16 protein-coding genes and 1 pseudogene are annotated in these 17,515 nt (G+C 42.6%); 5 read left to right on the top strand and 12 right to left on the bottom strand.

The window, feature by feature from the left end; all coding sequences use genetic code 11:
• Nucleotides 1–46: 46 nt before the first annotated feature.
• The gene (locus ACQVGS_RS17160) at nt 47–955 is read left to right on the top strand and encodes an RluA family pseudouridine synthase (RefSeq protein ID WP_044156627.1); all 909 of its coding nucleotides are present in this window, start codon (nt 47–49) and stop codon (nt 953–955) included.
• Between the two features lie 60 nt (nt 956–1,015).
• Here the strand turns inward: ACQVGS_RS17160 and ACQVGS_RS17165 are convergent.
• The 3 genes from ACQVGS_RS17165 to ACQVGS_RS17175 all read right to left on the bottom strand — a co-directional run bounded on the left by ACQVGS_RS17165 (nt 1,016) and on the right by ACQVGS_RS17175 (nt 6,440).
• Nucleotides 1,016–2,166, bottom strand: a protein-coding gene (locus ACQVGS_RS17165) for an IS3 family transposase (protein ID WP_151174800.1) whose coding sequence is annotated in 2 segments (ribosomal slippage) — nt 1,016–1,893 and nt 1,893–2,166 — 1,152 coding nt in all. Because the reading frame shifts where the segments join, the coding sequence is not laid out codon by codon here.
• Between the two features lie 114 nt (nt 2,167–2,280).
• Nucleotides 2,281–2,877 (bottom strand): class D sortase, LPxTATN-specific, encoded by a 597-nt coding sequence (gene srtD, locus ACQVGS_RS17170; RefSeq protein WP_101863750.1) that lies wholly within the window; start codon nt 2,875–2,877, stop codon nt 2,281–2,283.
• On the bottom strand, nt 2,874–6,440 hold the full coding sequence (locus ACQVGS_RS17175) for a DUF6359 domain-containing protein (RefSeq protein WP_491830312.1): 3,567 nt from the start codon (nt 6,438–6,440) through the stop codon (nt 2,874–2,876). The genes srtD and ACQVGS_RS17175 overlap by 4 nt, the downstream gene beginning before the upstream one ends.
• A gap of 144 nt (nt 6,441–6,584) precedes the next feature.
• On the opposite strand from ACQVGS_RS17175, the gene ACQVGS_RS17180 reads away from it, so the two are divergent.
• Nucleotides 6,585–7,232, top strand: a complete 648-nt coding sequence (locus ACQVGS_RS17180) for a spore coat protein (RefSeq protein ID WP_024120704.1) — start codon at nt 6,585–6,587, stop codon at nt 7,230–7,232.
• Here ACQVGS_RS17180 and ACQVGS_RS17185 read toward each other — a convergent pair.
• Together ACQVGS_RS17185 and ACQVGS_RS17190 are read right to left on the bottom strand one after the other, a co-directional pair.
• Nucleotides 7,164–8,130 (bottom strand): annotated as a pseudogene (locus ACQVGS_RS17185) (gluzincin family metallopeptidase). The gene ACQVGS_RS17180 and the pseudogene ACQVGS_RS17185 sit on opposite strands and share 69 nt — an antisense overlap.
• Nucleotides 8,131–8,251: 121 nt before the next feature.
• Nucleotides 8,252–8,821 carry a YhcN/YlaJ family sporulation lipoprotein gene (locus tag ACQVGS_RS17190; protein ID WP_024120703.1) on the bottom strand — a complete coding sequence of 190 codons (570 nt, stop codon included), beginning with the start codon at nt 8,819–8,821 and terminating at the stop codon, nt 8,252–8,254.
• A 154-nt stretch (nt 8,822–8,975) separates the two neighbouring features.
• Between ACQVGS_RS17190 and ACQVGS_RS17195 the strand changes: the two genes are divergently transcribed.
• Entirely contained in the window at nt 8,976–9,416 is a 441-nt protein-coding gene (locus tag ACQVGS_RS17195; protein WP_024120702.1) for a hypothetical protein, read from the top strand.
• Between the two features lie 42 nt (nt 9,417–9,458).
• On the opposite strand, the gene ACQVGS_RS17200 is transcribed toward ACQVGS_RS17195, so the two are convergent.
• The gene (locus ACQVGS_RS17200; RefSeq protein ID WP_106022500.1) at nt 9,459–10,850 is read right to left on the bottom strand and encodes an L-cystine transporter; all 1,392 of its coding nucleotides are present in this window, start codon (nt 10,848–10,850) and stop codon (nt 9,459–9,461) included.
• Nucleotides 10,851–11,022: 172 nt separating this feature from the next.
• On the opposite strand from ACQVGS_RS17200, the gene dgcK reads away from it, so the two are divergent.
• Nucleotides 11,023–12,102, top strand: a complete 1,080-nt coding sequence (gene dgcK / locus ACQVGS_RS17205) for a diguanylate cyclase DgcK (RefSeq protein WP_095713756.1) — start codon at nt 11,023–11,025, stop codon at nt 12,100–12,102.
• 2 nt (nt 12,103–12,104) lie between these two features.
• Here the strand turns inward: dgcK and ACQVGS_RS17210 are convergent, their stop codons facing one another.
• Complete coding sequence (locus ACQVGS_RS17210) at nt 12,105–12,935, bottom strand: MetQ/NlpA family ABC transporter substrate-binding protein (RefSeq protein ID WP_254518131.1); 831 nt, start codon at nt 12,933–12,935, stop codon at nt 12,105–12,107.
• Nucleotides 12,936–13,379: 444 nt separating this feature from the next.
• On the opposite strand from ACQVGS_RS17210, the gene cspB reads away from it, so the two are divergent.
• Nucleotides 13,380–13,583 carry a cold shock-like protein CspB gene (gene cspB, locus ACQVGS_RS17215; RefSeq protein ID WP_010333511.1) on the top strand — a complete coding sequence of 68 codons (204 nt, stop codon included), beginning with the start codon at nt 13,380–13,382 and terminating at the stop codon, nt 13,581–13,583.
• A gap of 91 nt (nt 13,584–13,674) precedes the next feature.
• Here the strand turns inward: cspB and ACQVGS_RS17220 are convergent, their stop codons facing one another.
• Genes ACQVGS_RS17220 through ACQVGS_RS17240 form a run of 5 tightly spaced genes read right to left on the bottom strand, consistent with a single transcriptional unit; the run spans nt 13,675 to nt 17,394 of the window.
• On the bottom strand, nt 13,675–14,616 hold the full coding sequence (locus ACQVGS_RS17220) for an ABC transporter permease (protein WP_188323638.1): 942 nt from the start codon (nt 14,614–14,616) through the stop codon (nt 13,675–13,677).
• Entirely contained in the window at nt 14,609–15,526 is a 918-nt protein-coding gene (locus tag ACQVGS_RS17225) for an ABC transporter ATP-binding protein (RefSeq protein WP_491830313.1), read from the bottom strand. Before ACQVGS_RS17225 ends, ACQVGS_RS17220 begins: the two co-directional genes overlap by 8 nt.
• 16 nt (nt 15,527–15,542) lie before the next feature.
• Entirely contained in the window at nt 15,543–16,241 is a 699-nt protein-coding gene (locus tag ACQVGS_RS17230; RefSeq protein WP_106021565.1) for an ABC transporter ATP-binding protein, read from the bottom strand.
• On the bottom strand, nt 16,238–16,609 hold the full coding sequence (locus tag ACQVGS_RS17235; protein ID WP_106022503.1) for a GntR family transcriptional regulator: 372 nt from the start codon (nt 16,607–16,609) through the stop codon (nt 16,238–16,240). The genes ACQVGS_RS17230 and ACQVGS_RS17235 overlap by 4 nt, the downstream gene beginning before the upstream one ends.
• 5 nt (nt 16,610–16,614) lie before the next feature.
• Complete coding sequence (locus tag ACQVGS_RS17240) at nt 16,615–17,394, bottom strand: hypothetical protein (protein WP_491830314.1); 780 nt, start codon at nt 17,392–17,394, stop codon at nt 16,615–16,617.
• Nucleotides 17,395–17,515: the final 121 nt, after the last annotated feature.

Genomic DNA, 17,515 nt, shown 5'->3' on the forward strand with positions numbered 1-17,515 from the left:
CTATGAGAAGCAGCGGCCTTTCGCGCAAAAAAGGAGCCATTTGATCATGAAAGAAAAAGGCAAAGGGCTAGAGCTGATAATCAGTGAAAAACAGGACGGACAATGGCTGTTTTCTGTGCTGAAAACAGAGCTCAAAGCTTCTAAACCCGTTATCCAAGAATGGATGACTTATCACAATATAAAGGTCAATCACGAGCCTGTCAAAAACAATATACTCGTAAAAAAGGGTGACCGCCTTTTTATTGATCTTCAGGAAAACGAAGAGTCCTCCGTCATACCTGAGTATGGAGAGCTTGATATTTTATTTGAAGACCGCCACATGTTAATCGTCAATAAACCAGCTGGTATTTCCACTCATCCCAACGAGGAAGGCCAAACCGGCACACTCGCCAATTTGATCGCATATCACTTTCAGGTGAATGGCGAAACAATCAAAGTGCGCCATGTCCACCGTCTTGATCAGGATACATCAGGCGCTGTCGTATTCGCCAAGCACCGTCTGGCGCATGCCATCTTAGACCAGCAGCTAGAGCAAAAAACACTGAGGCGTACGTATCTCGCAATTGTTGAAGGAAAACTGAAACCAAAAAAAGGCAAGATCGATTCGCCGATTGGAAGAGACAGATCACACCCGACAAGACGGCGGGTTTCGCCAGGCGGACAAGCCGCCGTCACCCATTACCGTACCCTTGCTATCAATGCGAGAGAACAGCTCTCGCTTGCTGAATTAGAGCTAGAAACAGGCAGAACACATCAAATCCGTGTGCATATGGCAAGCATCGGCCATCCGCTTACTGGGGATACACTTTACGGAGGCGGGAGCCAATTTCTTAACAGGCAGGCACTGCATGCCAAAAAGGTACAGGCTGTTCATCCGATTACCGAAGAGCTGGTCGTTGCCGAAGCACCTCTTCCCGCTGATATAGAAAGCCTTTGCCATACGTATTTATCATGAAAGAAAAGCCGCAGGGATTGGGACTGACCCCTGTTTTTGAGACAGGGATCAAAACACCTTTTATACAGCCAATTGCCGATAGCTTATCGGTGATTGGCTGTTTAGTTTCGTTTGAATACGAATGTTGTTATAATAATAAATGTATTCTTTGACAGTGCGTTCTACGATGGCGGTCGTGGTTCGATTAATGCTGTTAAGATAGAACGTTTCAGACTTTAGTGAGGAATGAAACGATTCGATGGAGGCATTATCAGCGGGCGTCCCTTTGCGGGACATGCTCATGGTAATGCCTTTTGTTTTAACAGCTTTCTGATACTCATAAGATGTATACACAGATCCTTGGTCACTATGTAACACGCAGTTCTGAGGCAGTGTTGGCAGTTGATCAAGTGTGTTTAAGACAAAGTCTGTGTCCTGCTTATCTCCAATCGTGAAAGCAATTACTTCTCCATTGTATACATCCAATATACTGGAAAGGTACAATTGTTTCTGTCCATAAGGCAAATACGTGATATCCGTTACTAGTTTTTCAAGAGGATGATCGGACTGAAAATTTCGATCTAATATATTATCAACCACGGCATATGGCTGCCCATTCTTCTTGCGCTTTTTCACCTTAACCCGGCACTGCCACTGATTTTTCTGCATGATACGCTGAACCGTTTTATGGTTAATACGCATTTCCTTTTTTAATATAGCTGTAATTTTTCGATATCCATATCGATACTTGTGCTCTCGGCACAACGTGCCGATTTGTTTTTCCAAATGGCGCTTGGGATGATCTTTCATCAGGTTCTTCTTCCAACGATAATAAGACGCTCGTGAGATACCTAAATGAACACAGATATTCTGTACGGTCATTGTGCCGTGCAATACTTCTACAAGTTCGACTGACGTTTGGCTATCAACTTCCTTTCCAATTCGTTGTACTTTTTTAAAACTTCATTTTGTTGTTTCAGATAACGGTTCTCTGCCTGCAGTTTCTCTAATTCGGAAGAATACTCCGGACCTTTTCCGTAAGTGTATTGCTTACCAACAGGCTGTTCAAATCGATGTGTATCCCCAGCTTTATGCCATCTAACCCATGTCTGAACCTGCGTCTTATTCCTGATATTCAATTCCTGCATGATCTCTTTCATAGGCACGCCTGCCAATCTCATTTCTACAGCCTTCTGTTTGACTTCAATCGGATAACTCATTCTTGTTCCCATACAAAAAACACCTCCAAGTCTTATTTCGGATAACAACTATCCGTTTTCAAACTTGAAGGTGTTTTTTATTTGTCTCATCTTATGGGGTCAGTCCCGATTGTCTTGCGGCTTTTTTTACGAAATACGTTTTCCGTAAATAATATAACGTTTCGGGGCATCCCCGACGTATGAAAAAGGATAGCAGGTGGTCAGAATGAGCTCTTCCTTTTCGTGCTGCAGCGTAATAATGGAGGTATCATCCTTATCCACGATTTTTGTTTTTTCAATTTCATATGTGAAATCACCATATGAAAGGATGATGTTGAGCCGGTCACCTTTTTCAAGCTCGCCTGTCCGGCGAAACACGGTGTCACGATGTCCTGACAGTACAATTTGCCCGTTTTCATCTGGATAATAGCTGTCCTTGTAATGCCCCACACCCTTTTCTAAATCATCCGCATCGGTCCCTTCCACGATCGGAAGCTCCGCATTGATTTTCGGTATTTCCAGTATGCCGCTTGCTTGGCCAGTCTTCGGCTTAAACGATGATTTTTTCTCGGCTTGATTATCGTTTTTCTTCGTGCCTGCAATGGCCTGCTGCTGTTCAGCCGCCTTTTTTGCTTCTTTTAATGTCTGCTCTGTTTTCATGCTGGTATCTATCAGCTTGAAGCCCCCGTAGCCTGTGATCACAAGACCGATCACAATGATCACAAGAGGAATATATTTTTTCACGTCGTAGCGGCACTCCTTTTCCTTCTGATATATAAATACGTTCCGGACAGTGAGACCGCTGCGCCGATCACAATAAAGTTGTAGTATCCTGCTGATGTATCCGGAAGCTTATGATCAGAACCGCTTTCCTCACTTTCTTTATGCAAAGGCAGTGTGTTTATACGGCCGGCGGCAGTGGCAGGCTTTTTGGTCTCTGTTAATTCTTCAAAGGTCGAAATGACTGCAGGCGGCAGCTGATGGACCGGAGCTGTGCCCGGGGTCTCTCTTAGATCAGGCTGTTCTTCCCCAGGTGTCGGATTTGCCTTGCCCGGATCGTCTGTTCCCGGACTGTCTGCCGGGTCTTCAGTGACTGGGTCTTCAGCCTGACTGTCTTCAGCCAGTTTTATTCTGCCTTCTTTCGTATATGAAATCGGCTTATCAAAGCTTTTTACATACTCTACAGTCGCTTCTAAATCCTCAGGCCCTGTAACCGGATGTTTCCCAAGCAATCCGATTGGCTGGTATTTTGCTCCTGTCGCCGTCGCCATAAAATGATTAACGGTCAATGTGTATGTGGCATCCGGCTGGATTTCGGTTCCGTCTGCCATCTTTATATCAACCGCTTTGCCTGTTTCTGTATCCCACGTATACGTAAACCCGCTTATGCTGTAGTCAGGGCCGAAAATCGGTGAGATTTGCGCATTGATGATCTCCCGCAAATCTTTTCCTTTAATCTCAAGCTTCGTCAGCACATTTCCAAACGGCTGAATGTTATAAAGGTCTCCCCATGTAATTGGGCCTTTCTTCAGTCCTTCCCGTATCCCGCCGCCATTCATTAGCGCAAAATCCGTTTTCATCTCCGCTCTCATGCCATCAGCAATCAAATTCCCAAGTGGTGTGTCGCCATCATTAGAATAACCGCCTTCAATATCAACAGCCGCCTCACCGACTACTTCGCTGATAATCGGTTCAGCAAGGGCCTGATACTTCCTTAAAATAGCTGAGGCGCTGGCATCAGGTTTTTTCTTGCTTTGATCGACGTATTCGATATCAGCCGATTTTTTGACGATGTCTTTTGTCTGTTTATTGATTTCCAGATCAACGACACCTATCGATTTTCCGTATTCAAACGCCTGAACGATCAGCTTGCCGTTCACTTCACCATTGACGACCTTATGGTTATGCGCTGCAAAAATGATGTCTATCTCAGAATCTGATTTGTTTGCAAGGTCAGCGGATTCGCCTGTAATTGTGGTGCCGTTTTGTTCGGCAGACATATGTGCGAGCACTGCAATGGCCCTGATGCCTTTTTTCTTCAGCTCTTCGGCAGCGTCATTTACCGCTTGTACTTCATCGGTAAACTCAATATCCTTTATTCCGTCAGGCATGACCATTCCGGCCGCCGACTGTGTGACAACCCCAATAAAAGCAACAGGTATGCCCTCTACGTTTATAATGTCATAAGCCGGCAAAAAGGGTTCTCCGGTAGACTTCATTTTACAATTGGCGCACACAAGGGGAAAGTTTTGTCCGTCATAGCCGCTAGTGCCTTTCGGGTGATCTCCCCCTTTTAACATTCTCATGAGTTCATCCGTACCTTCATCAAACTCGTGATTGCCCACAGTTCCGACATCAAATCCGATATCCTCCATCAGCTCGACAGTTGGTTCGTCTTGAAGAAGAGATGATACGGGCGAACTTCCCCCGATCATATCCCCGGCGTGCACAGTGAGCGTGTTTTTCTTTTCCGCCTTTTTTTCTTTCAAATAGGCAGCTGCATAGTCCATGCGTCCGAATGTGCCATCTGGAGTGCCGTCTCCATCAAGGTCAAGCTCGTATTGCTGATCGATTTTCCCATGTAAATCGTTCATGCTTAAAATTCTAAGCGGTATATTTTCTTGGAGAGAGGTTTGCTTTTTCTTGTAACCGGCACTCTCTGCTTCAGCTGCTGAAGCAAAGAAGATCCTGTTTTCCACAGCCACCTGCTTCCAGTCTGCTGGCGTAACATAGGTCTTGTTTGATGAGTCTCCCACATACCTTGTCAGCCCTTTCCCCTGCTCTCTGGCTCTAAATTCAAACGGCATTTCCATAAGAGGATCCGCTTCATTCCAAATGCCTTTTTGCTCTTTTTTAGCATTGGCGGCTGCGGCCTGAAATTCCTGATAATCCTCTTCATTTTCAACAGGCCAAATAAAATATGTTGGAGCATAGCCATTTTTCACGAGTTCTAAATTTACATTTGCCCCTGTCTCAGTCACAACCTGTCCAAGAAGCCTGCCATAGCTGTCCTTGGCTTCGCTGCCGACTTTTACCGTTATTTGATCTCCTGGAGACAAAACAGTTTTTAAATAGTCAGAGGCTTCCTTGCCAAATTTTAACTGATTTTCATCCGCTTCATTTTTTGGTGTGTGGTACGTTTCTGGCGTGTCTACATTTACAAAACGGATTTTTGCCGTGCCAAGTATCGGTTTTTTGACATGAATGGTATCACCGTCTACAACGCGATCAACCACAGTTTCATATTCGCCTTCTGAAGACGGCGGGGCAGGCTGCTCTTGAAGCAGCTTCATGTCTGCTGATTTTCGCGGAAGAAGCTGAAGGGATTGATATCTGCTCAACACGCCAGTGATTTCATACCATTTATCCTCAGTCAGTTCATCAATGATACCTGTCTCACTCATAACACGCAGTGTCATTGCGTGGTGATCATTATCAATCATCGTAACATTGTAACCGCCGCCTGCTTGAGAATTTGGAATGGAAGAAATATAAGCTTTGACTGTTACAAGACGCCCTTCATATTGATCACCCAAGCTGCCATTGACCAGTTCATTGATCGTTGAAAATTCAGGGACAGGGAGAGGCTGATTTGATTGGGTAATGCGGATGCCTGATGTATCCGGAACTATTTCAGTAAGCCCTTGGTAAGTCGTTATTTTCCCTGTCACCGTAATGTGCATTCCTTCTTTTAACTCAGGGAAATTCTCTGGTGCTGCCGAATAAATGTTGATGCCGCCTGTGTCATCCTGCATAAAGGTCGACAGCTTTCCGCCTCCGATTGCGCTCTGATCGGCAGTAACAACGCCTTTAATCGTGACATGTTCATTCATTCGGCCGCGCGCTTCCTGTATTGTAATAGGCTGTGCTGCCGGCGGAGATTCAGCGTCATCCTTTAAGACCATTGACTGAACCTTCTTAAGACCTGTCGTATTAAAATAATGTTCAAGCTCGCCTTGAACAGCTATCTTTTTCCCAAGAAGCAGCGGGTTCGTTTGCAGTCCGAATTGGCTTCTAAATGCGGAGGGGATTTGCACGGGAAGAATGTGATCGGGTGATGTCTCGTTTTTGCTGTCCGCTATAGCAACGTTATAATCATTTGAAAAAGGGCTTGTCAGATTGTAATGCTGGGGTGAAACGGCTTGGCCGATTGTATATCCTTCGACAAGAGCTTGGCCCTCTTTTTGCTGTATCGCTTTTTCAACCGATATTGGTTCTGGCTCAGCAGCTCTTACAGCTTCATAAGCGGACATGACATTCAAGAAAATGAAAAGTATGATCAAAACAACATGCAAAAAACGCCTCATCAGTTTTCCTCCCTTACATCTTGCATCATTCGTTTATTTGATAATCACTTCGACAATCAGCATATAAATCCTGTCAGGCGCTGCATAAAACACCGCAGACAAGCACAAAATACAGCTGATCTGAAAAAAAAGGAGGAATTCGGTTTGGATCAGCAATTTCAGCAGCAATCACAGAATAAAGGGATACCAGGCAAACCGCATCAAAATCACGGGGGACATGAAATGTTTGATATGCACGAGGTGCTTTCCGGAACGCTTACTGTGCTTGATCAGTTTATGATGCTGAGACAATTCTGTAAGGATCAGGAATTATTAAACATCCTTGACCGTCAATATCAATTCATTACATCTCAATATAACTTAACGGCAGAGTGCTTCAAAACAGGAAGCGAGCCTTCACAAAAAACGGCAACTTATATGATGAAAGAAGACAACCAGACTGTTTACGGTATGCAGCCGGCACAGCCTAAGAAACCTGTTCAATCCATGAATGACATTGATGACAGCATCATCAGCCGCCAAATGCTTTGCGCTGTTAAGGCACAGGCATCTATGCTGACGATGGCTTCTCTAGAAATGACAAATCCGGCCGTAAGACGTGTACTGTCTGCGCAAATTCAGCAGTATGTCGAAATGGCTTTTGAGATTTTCCTTTACCAAAACAAACATGGTTATTACCAAGTTCCGCAGCTTGATGCGCAGGATATGGAACAACTGAGAAATTCATTTGCCCCTGCACAAGGACAAATGCCTCCGACTCAAGGCGGTATGGGCCAGCAGGGACTTCATTAAATAAAAAAGGCATTGGATAGAAACTATCCAATGCCGCATTTTCTTCAAACGTTCTGGTAAAATCTTTTTCAAATTGATCAAGACTATCCTGCGTCGCCGCTTTAAACCCTTTTTTAAAATCCCCTTTTTTCGCTGTTTCCTTTATAATCTCCAAAATAATGTCTTTCCCGTATGTTTCCGTCAGCTCATTGATCATATAAAAGCTTTGCAAATAAACATCGGTTTCATATTCCGATCGAGCTTCCTGCCAGTTCTGATCTGTCTGCAAACGGTCAAACGGCACGACAGTAAACGTGATCGGATCTATGAGCAATTCATAGTTCGCGATCCACTCGCTTAATCCTTCATGGAACCATAAGGGGAACTCATCAGGATCTGCTTCGAGCTCCCGTAATTTCTGATGAAACGCATGGTGTGTGTACTCATGAATCAATAATCTCTGATACAGATAAACTGCTACATCATCACCTTCTAAAAGCTGCTTTTTCTCTTCAGGCAATAATCCGATCAGCTGCTCCCGCTCAGAATAAAAGCCGACAACATCCAATAAACCGGAATAAGCCTCCATCTGTTTTTCATTAGGAAAAAAAATAATATCAATAGGCTTATGATTCGAATATTCAAGCATGACCTGATTAATACTCACCGCATATTCAAGCGTTTCTTTCGTTAATGGCAGTAAGGATTTTTCCTTAGAAGTGTAATAAACATCGGCCTGTTTAAATGACTCTTTCTTCATGTGCTTCGTCACTTGTTCTTTCGTTATCCCAGATGTCTGCCCTGGCAAAGACAGAATATACATCGTGCTTGATACGATGGCCGAGCTTACGGCCAGCATCACAAGGACTCCGCACAGGAATAGAGCGGATGCCGCACGCTTTCCTATGCCACCCTGCAAACGTCTCCCTCCCTGAGCCGGTCCGTCTTGTACCTTTTATTTTTACTCTATGCAGCCTTAGTTCACAGCGTGTCATTTCTGCAAAGAAAAAAGCCGCACAAGTTATGCGGCTTTTTATCTGTTATTCAGCTTGCGGAAAGACACGTTGTACTGTTTGACTGAATTCATCAAAGAATCCTGCAATCGGATCACCATTTTGAATCCGTTCGCCATACCCCTGCATCCGATCAACAAAGTCTGGATTTGCAGAAACATAAACATTGTCCATGTTCTTATCAGTGTCTCTTACTTTATCGGAAATTTTCTTTTTCAGATCTTTTCCAACTTCTTTTTTCCCATTTGTTAATACAACTGCAACATACGCTTGATTTCCGGCAACAATCACATTCGCGTGTTTAACTTCTTTCATATCGGTAATTTTATCGGCTGCATCATCAGCAACTTCCAACTTACGGTTATCATTACCGTTATTGTCATTACCATTATTCGTCATATTATTATCAACGTTGTCACGGCTATCATTTGCATTGTTGATATTTCTTGTGCCGTTATCATTTGCCGGATTGCGGTAGTTAACATTTTCAGGCTCTGCATTATCACGTCTGCCCTCACCCTGATTGGCCATACTGCAGCCAGTCATAAGCAAAGGGATAAGAAGCATGGACGCAAGGACTTGTTTTTTTCCAAGCATGTGAATTCCTCCTTTATCACTTTACTTATAGGTTTTTCTAATTGGCTCTAAATATGCATGAAAAAATAACGGAAATGCTTTCCCGGGAAATAAAACGGTTAATTTGTCTAATCAGAGGGGAAAATATCAATACACTTATAAAGGAGGGATCACGTTGTTCAATCAGCGAAAAGGAATCAGTCCGACAGCCTTAGTTATCGGTTCAACTGTGCTTGTTGCTGCTTTATCACCGCAGATCCGGCAAAAAATCAGCGGGTTTATTACAGGTCAAATGAGCAACCGGAATTCTCAAAATAAGTCATTTGATGTTTCTAATGTTGGAGATATGATGAAACAGGCGTTTGGCGGGAATAATCAAGATCAATCTCAAAATCGTCAGCAAAATGGCCGGCAGCATCAGCATGCAGGCCAGCAGCAAAGCCACCCTCAACAGCATCAGTCTCAGTCTAAGCATAATCGCCAAACGGACACAACAACAGCCAGAAATAGACAGCAGCAATATGCAGAGCCAATCCATTTCGAACAAAGCGCAATGAATGTAATGGATGACAACACTGTAATGGAAATGCTGGAAGACTTAGAACCCGGCCGTTAAAAAAAACGTGTAATCCCGTGGGGATTACACGTTTTAATATGACTAGGCTTCTTCCGCTTCGATCACATTGGATCGATCTTGGAATACACCAGAATCTATTTCCTTCGTGACTTTGCTGGTAATCAGGCCTGATGTCATACTTCCGCTGACATTCAGCGCAGTACGTCCCATGTCAATCAACGGTTCGATAGAGATTAATAAACCGGCGAGCGCGACAGGCATATTTAACGCTGATAAAACGAGCAGCGCAGCGAATGTAGCTCCGCCGCCAACTCCGGCGACACCAAACGAACTGATGGCAACAACCGCGATCACTGAGATGATAAACGCCGGATCAAACGGATTTTGACCGATTGTCGGGGCAATCATCATCGCCAGCATAGCCGGATAAATGCCTGCACAGCCATTTTGGCCGATAGATAGCCCGAACGAGCCGGCGAAATTCGCAATTCCTTCCGGGACACCCAAGCTTCTTTGTGTTTTAATATTCAGCGGCAAAGCGCCTGCGCTTGATCGTGACGTAAATGCAAACACGAGTACAGGCAGCGCTTTTTTCAAATAAACAACCGGATTTAATCCGCTGATCGTCAGCAGAAGCAAGTGGATGATAAACATTACAATTAACGCGGCATATGAAGCAATGACAAACATACCCAGTTTCAAAATGCTGTCAATATCACTTGTCGCAATCGTTTTTGTCATAATGGCCAGCACACCGTAAGGCGTCAGTCTCAAGATGAGAGTAACAACACGCATGACAATGGCGTAAACAGCATCAATCAATTTTTTGAACGTTTCAGCCTGTTCCGGCTGTTTCCGTCTCACACCTAGAAATGCAATGCCCAGAAAAGCGGCAAAAATAACGACTCCGATAGTTGATGTCGGTCTAGTCCCTGTAAAATCCAAAAACGGATTTCCAGGAAGCAGCTCAATCATTTGCTGCGGCAGTGTTTTCGCTGTCATCTCCTCTGATTTCTGTTCAAGCTCCTGTCCCCGAGAAAGCTCTGTATTTCCTTGGTCAACCTGAATCGCCTGAAGATCAAAGGAAAGGGCGGACGCAATACCAACCGCCGCGGCTACCGCTGTAGTCGCAACCAAAATCCCGATAATCAAACCGCTGATTTTCCCAAGATTTTTTGTCAGCTTCATCTTTGTAAAAGCGCCTAGAATGGAAATAAAAACAAGCGGCATGACAATCATTTGAAGCAATTTGACATATCCGCCCCCGGCAATATTAAACCAGTCGGCTGTTTGAACCACAATGTTTGAAGTCGGACCGTATATCAGCTGAAGCGCAAATCCAAAAACGATCCCCAGCCCCAGGGCAGTAAACACACGTTTTGAAAAAGAAACATGTTTCTTCTGCATGGCAAATAGCCCAATAATGAGTAAAAGTAAAATAAATACGTGCAAAATGACTAGCAAAGTCTCCAATTGAGGCAAACTCTCCCTTCAAAATTTTTCTTATATACTATATTACACAAATTCCGATAGTTCAAGTAAGAATTATTTCAGCATCAATATTTGGATAAAAAAACCCAATGAATACCGTTTTTGTTCTTTTCATTCCCCCCTTTCTTTAGTAACTTATATAAGGGTGATAATATTGCTGAAAGAACTGTTCGTAAATTTGACCATTTTAATCACATTTAATTATCTGTTCACCCACCTGTTTAAAGAAAGGTTAATACATAAAAAAGACCGCCTGTCCTTTCAGTTAATAAAAGGAACTGCTTGCGGTCTCCTCGGGGTTATTCTTATGAATTTTGGTCTGACGTACCACCATTCAATCATAGATTTTAGAAATATCCCTATTATGATCGCCGCTCTTTATGGAGGCTGGGTGTCTACGGCGGCAGCCCTGATGATAATCGCAGCAGGCCGCATGCTGATCAGCTTGAATGAATCAGCGCTGTATTCCATGATTACAATTTGTATCGCTGCCGTGCTGTCACTTATTGCATCAAGGAGAGAAAAAGTTCAGCTGAAACACGTTCTGTTACTTTTAATCATTTCAAATGGTTTCATCTCCTTTTTCTTCTATGTATTTGTTGATATCTATTCACTTAAGCTTCACTTTTACTTTTGGCTGATTTCAATTATCGGCGGCATGCTCAGCCTATATATTATCGAGCATGAAACAAATGCACATCTTTTATTTAAACAGTATAAGTTCCAGGCGCACTTTGACTTTTTGACAGGTATTTATAACCGCAGAAAGTTTGAAGAAATCACACAAGACCTGTATCAACAGGCTGCACACACTCCATCTTTACAATTTTCGCTTATTTATATGGATATCGATCACTTTAAAACCATTAACGATCAATACGGCCATCATGAGGGGGATCAGGTTCTAAAAGAGCTGGGATCCCGACTAAAACAAAATATCCGCAACACTGATCCTGCCGCACGGATCGGCGGCGAAGAATTTGCCGTCCTCTTGCCAAATTGCACGCCCGAGAAAGCATTCCAAATCGCCGAACGGATCAGGCACTCGATTAGTCATACACCGATTGTATTAACAAACGGGGAAAAGCTTGCCGTTACGGCCTCACTGGGGGTAGCCCATTACCCCCGAAACACAGATAAGCCGGAAACCTTGCCGGTTCTTGCTGATCAAATGCTGTATAAAGCGAAAGAAAGCGGCCGAAACAAAGTATGGTTTTCCGAAAAAAAAGAATGAATTCATTTTTTGAATTCATTCTTCCAATCTGAAAGACGATGTAAAGGCAAAAAAGCGGGAACAAGCATCCCTTGATACTCTTTCTCTATAAATGCCGCTGTATCATCTGATTGATAGAGTTCAAGGATGGTTTGCAGTGTTTCGCGATCTCTGTCCTCAGCTCTGACAACAATTACATTCATATCTTCCTTCCCGGTTTGTCTGCCGCCCTTTAATGTATGCTTCTGCAGGTTCAGCCCCGCTTTTTTTGCGGCGGCTGTATTCATCACAAACACGTCGGCTCCGCTCAATACATCCTGTCGGCGTACGGTTTTCAATTTCAAGTGTTTCGGATTATCTTTTATCACATCAATTGAACCGGTTCCGTTAAATCCGTTCTTCAAAGTAAGCAAACCCGCTTCCTGCAGCAGCGTAAGGGCTCGCCCAAAATCGAGCGCTTCATCTGGGACAGCAACAACAGCACCGCGCGGAATATCTTTGATTCGCTGATATCGTTTTGAATAAATGCCCATAGGCGCTATGTATGTCGTGCCGAGCGGTGCCAGTTTATGTTTGTATTTCTTTGAAAACGACTGAAAATATGAAATGGATTGAATAGCATTGGCATCAATCTCTTTGTTAGCCAGCGCAATATCTGATTCTGCATAATCAGAGAATGGAATCAGCTGAATATCAAGCCCTTCCGCTTCAGCCTTTTTTACGATATAGTTCCATATCGCTTCGTCCGACTCAGCAATTCCAATTTTTATCGTTTCATGTTCTGCTGACGGTGAGCATGCAGTAAATGAAATGAAAAGAATAAGAACAAAACTGCATACAAGCCACTTTTTCATTGTGACACCATACTCCTATCTATTTATTAGAGCATGCAAGCAATATCAGACATAAAAATCAGACGCTCTTAGTTGATAAACGTTGTCATTTGTAACATTGGTTAACTTTACCTTACTCATATCAGATAGGGTTGTCAATTACTATTACCCTACCTTTGCGTAAAGAGAAATTAAAGTAAAAAGTCCTGCAAACATATGATCACGTATCGAAAAAACAGATACATTTCGGCAAATAAATATCAAAATGAAAAATAATATGTTATTTTCCGAAAAAAGTTTCGTTTAACAGTTGTTTTTTCTCAAAATTACTGGTAGAGTAAAGGTAATTATTTTTGTTCGAACTATCTTTAAGAAGAAAGTTTTGTAAGAGTTTTCGTCTTGGAAGTTTGTTTTAGAGCAAGAATAGTGAATTTAAGCGTTATGATCGCTTTAGGAGGAAATTTCATGTTAGAAGGTAAAGTAAAATGGTTCAACTCTGAAAAAGGTTTCGGATTCATCGAAGTAGAAGGTCAAGACGATGTATTCGTTCATTTCTCTGCTATTCAAGGCGAAGGCTTCAAAACTTTAGAAGAAGGCCAATCAGTTTCTTTCGAAATCGTTGAAGGAAACCGTGGACCACAAGCTGCTAACGTTACTAAAGAAGCGTAAGCATAAATTGATAATAAAAACTGCAGGTGCAAGCCTGCAGTTTTTATTTTAAAGAAAAAGCTGTTTTGCTTATGCAAAACAGCTTTTTTCATTAGTTCGCAATATCCCGTTTCATAAAGATTCCGAAAGCAAGCAACAGGAAGACGACAAAGTAAATCACCAGCATCACAGTAGAAAAAGTGGTTGTCATCCCTTCCACTAACGGTGTTCCTTCTACATACTGCATCAGATCAACATTGGCAAATAAAATATACTTCGCCCAGTCAAACTTCATCGCTATAAATGTAGTGGCTGTCGTGCCCGTTACCAATAAAAAGATAGAAAACCCTACAGCAAGAGAGCTGTTTCTGAATACTGCGGACAGCATAAATGCCATCGTAGCCAGCATTAAAGCCGCAACAGATTCTGAGAGATACGTTTTGGCCAAATATCCTAACATGTTTTGTTCCAATACATGACCATCTTTATAGATTAAATGAACATTCGCGGCAGTGTCCCCGCCTGTTCCAAAAAAGACCAGTCCCAGCAAAGTTGAACCTATAAATAATATAAACAGCAATAAGAGACCAAATAAAAGAACGGTAATATATTTAGAAAGCAGAATTTGAAAACGGCTGAGCGGCCGAATCATTAACAGCTTAACCGTACCCCAGTTAAATTCGTTTGCGACGATGCCAGCTGCAATTATAATCGTGAACAGCCCAGTAAGGATTGTAAAACCGGCAGAATCCGTTACATAAGACCAAACGGTATATCCAGTGTCACTCGGGATATTATGTTCAATGCGATAGTTATTGATTGTAATCGTTTCTTCATATTGTCCTTTTAGGGAAGGATCTTCTTTCATCGCCTTCTTCAAATCAGCATTTTGTGCTTGAAGCGTTTCTTTCCACTTCGGATTTGCTTCATCGGTTGAAAAGTGGTTTGTTAAAAATGCCCACCCGATCATTGTCAAAGCCAGGATTCCGATCATCACCCATGTTCCGACACGGCTGAAAATTTTGATCCACTCATTATAAATCAAATTAAGCATGTTGAACCTCCTCTTTTGCTTCGCCTGTGATTTCTAAGAAACGATCCTCTAATGATTTTGTAATCACTTTGACTTCACAAATGCGGATTTGCTGCATGACCAGCAATTCAATGACTGCAGGGACGTCCTCTTTAGCCAGTTTGATTTCCAAACCGTTTGTCTTGATTACCGAATCATATTCTTTTAGAATCGCAGCAGCTTCTTTCGGCTGCTCCACATGGAAGAAATATGTATCCTTTTCATCAGTTATTTCATCTCTTACATTCTGAATATCGATAAGTTTTCCTTTTTGGATAATCGCAATTCGGTCACACATTAGTTCCATTTCTGACAGCAGATGGCTTGATACGATGACAGACATTCCTCTTTCTCGCGTCAGCTTCTTTAAATGGTCTCTGATTTCTCTGATTCCCGCCGGATCAAGGCCGTTTGTCGGTTCATCCAAAATCAGCACTTTCGGATCGTGCAGAAGGCATTGTGCCAAGCCGAGACGCTGTCTCATCCCCAGAGAGTAGGTTTTCACTTTATCATGGATTCTTTCTTTGAGGCCTACCAGTTCTACCACTTCATCAATTTTTTCCTTCGTGACACCCTTTACCATCCTTGCGTATTGCTGGAGATTTTTATATCCGCTTAAGAATTTATACAGCTCTGGATTCTCTACAATAGCCCCGATATGTTTGATTGCCTTGGCATAATCTTTTGTGATTGATTGGCCGCAAATGAGCACGTCACCTTGTGACAGCTTCATTAAACCGACCATCATTCTGATTGTCGTCGTTTTCCCTGCTCCGTTTGGTCCCAGAAATCCAAATACTTCGCCTTCGCGAATCGTAAAGCTCAGATGATCAATGATCGTCCGGCCTCTGATGTTTTTTGTCACATTTTTTAATTCCAATACTGTTTTCATCAAATTCCTCCTCTTTCTAGTAAACTTCCATATTCGTTTTAAACCATTGCAGCACGGACATACCTTCCTGCTCGCGAATCTCTTCTACATCACGCTGTGCCATTTTTTCTCCGTCGGCGAGCACGATGACCTCGTCAAGCAGGATTTCAATTTCATCAATTTCGTGTGTCGCAATGACAACGATCTGCTGCTCAAAATCAATATAAGAAACGAGGCTGTTTACGATTGAATCCCTGACCATTGGATCAAGACCGGAAAAAGGCTCATCCAGCAGAATGACGGAAGCTTTTCTTGATAGTGCCAGCACGATTTTAAGACGGCCTCGATTCCCCTTAGAAAGCTGCTTTATCTTTTTTTCAGGCTTCAGCTGCATTTCCTCAAGAAGCTGATAGGCTTTTTCCATCTGAAAGTCAGGGAACTGTGATTCGTAAAAATCGAGCATATCTTTCACCGTAAATCCGGGATAAAACATGTCTAACTCTGTTAGATAAGCCGTCTGCTTGATCATGTCTCTTGTTACAGGCTGTTCACCCGCTTTTACTGAACCTGTAGTAGGAAACATCAATCCGGCCATTAATTTCAAGGTTGTCGATTTCCCGCTGCCATTCGAGCCCAAAAATCCGTAAATTTTTCCCGGATATAAAGTGAATGATATATTGTTTAGCGCCGTGTGGCCGCCGTATCTCTTAGACACATTGTCAAATACAATATTCATTCCTGTCCTCCTCCCGTGTATTTTTTAATGCCTGCCAGCATTTCTTTTTTTGTTAATCCCAGCTCTGCCATTTGATGAATAAAGCTTTCAAACACTTCACGGGTAAGCCTCTCTTTCAGTTCATCCACGAGTTCAGCTTTGTCAGCGATAAACGTCCCTTGCCCTCTTCTTGTCTCCACAATTCCCAGCCTTTCCATTTCACTGTAGGTTCTTTGAATCGTATTCGGATTTACTTTTGTTTGAATTGCCATTTCTCTGACAGACGGCAGCTTGTCTCCGGGAACAAGCTCCTGTCTGACCAGCCTATAAAAGATTTGATCAGCAATTTGCAAATAAATCGGTTTAGAGGATTGAAAGTCTTGTCTCATGTTCTCTACACCTCAACTTTTCGCTGCAGGAGCCTGGAAGCCAGAAAAAGAAATACAGCTGCCAAAACCAGCATGACTATAATAGACGGATAGGGAAGATGGAAGATGTTTAATTCCACGATCCACCCTAAGGATCCCTTGTATGTAAAACCGACATCTCCATACGTTGTGAAATAATACAGTTTATCCAGCGGTGTCAGCCAAGGCATGATCAAATGGTCCTCTACATAAAACCACCCTATCCCCAGTAACATACAAATGAACCAGCGAAACCGCCTGATGAAGGAAGAACTCGATTTTAAAGAATGAAACACATTCCACAGCAGGATCACCGCACAGGAAAGATAAGCAGTAAATACCAGCCCATAAAGATTAAAGATCAGTATAGTGCCTGCAAGCGGAACTTGATCAGCAATGAGCGCTTTTGAGTTAAGGTACTGATAAAGAAAGACTCCATAAACTGAAATCAAAAACTGAAAAATAAATTGATAGACAAGACCGGTAGTCAGCTTCGAGAGTAAAAGCGCGGCTGCGCCGTTTGGATTATATAACCATAGCTGATTTTTCCCCTCTACACGAAGACTATTGTAGATCAGCAAAGGAGCTAAAAACACTTGAAAAATGGCAAGCATTACCCAGCATCCAAAAGCAGCTAAAGGTTCTTCAGTCAATCGTTCCAATAAAAAGCTTCCGGCAGCTAAAAGTATGACTGCACCGAGACATGCAAAAAACCGCATTTTTGACAGTCTCAGATCCTTTTTTACTAAACCCCAAAACGGTTTCATTGTTTTTCCTCCTAAAAACACTTATGAAGTGTATGACTCAAATAGTACACTAGAACTTTCTGAAATACAACATATTCCATGGATTTATTTTATAAAAAACCAAGTTTTATGCATTTAAACA

Source organism: Bacillus sp. SD127 (genome assembly GCF_058566445.1).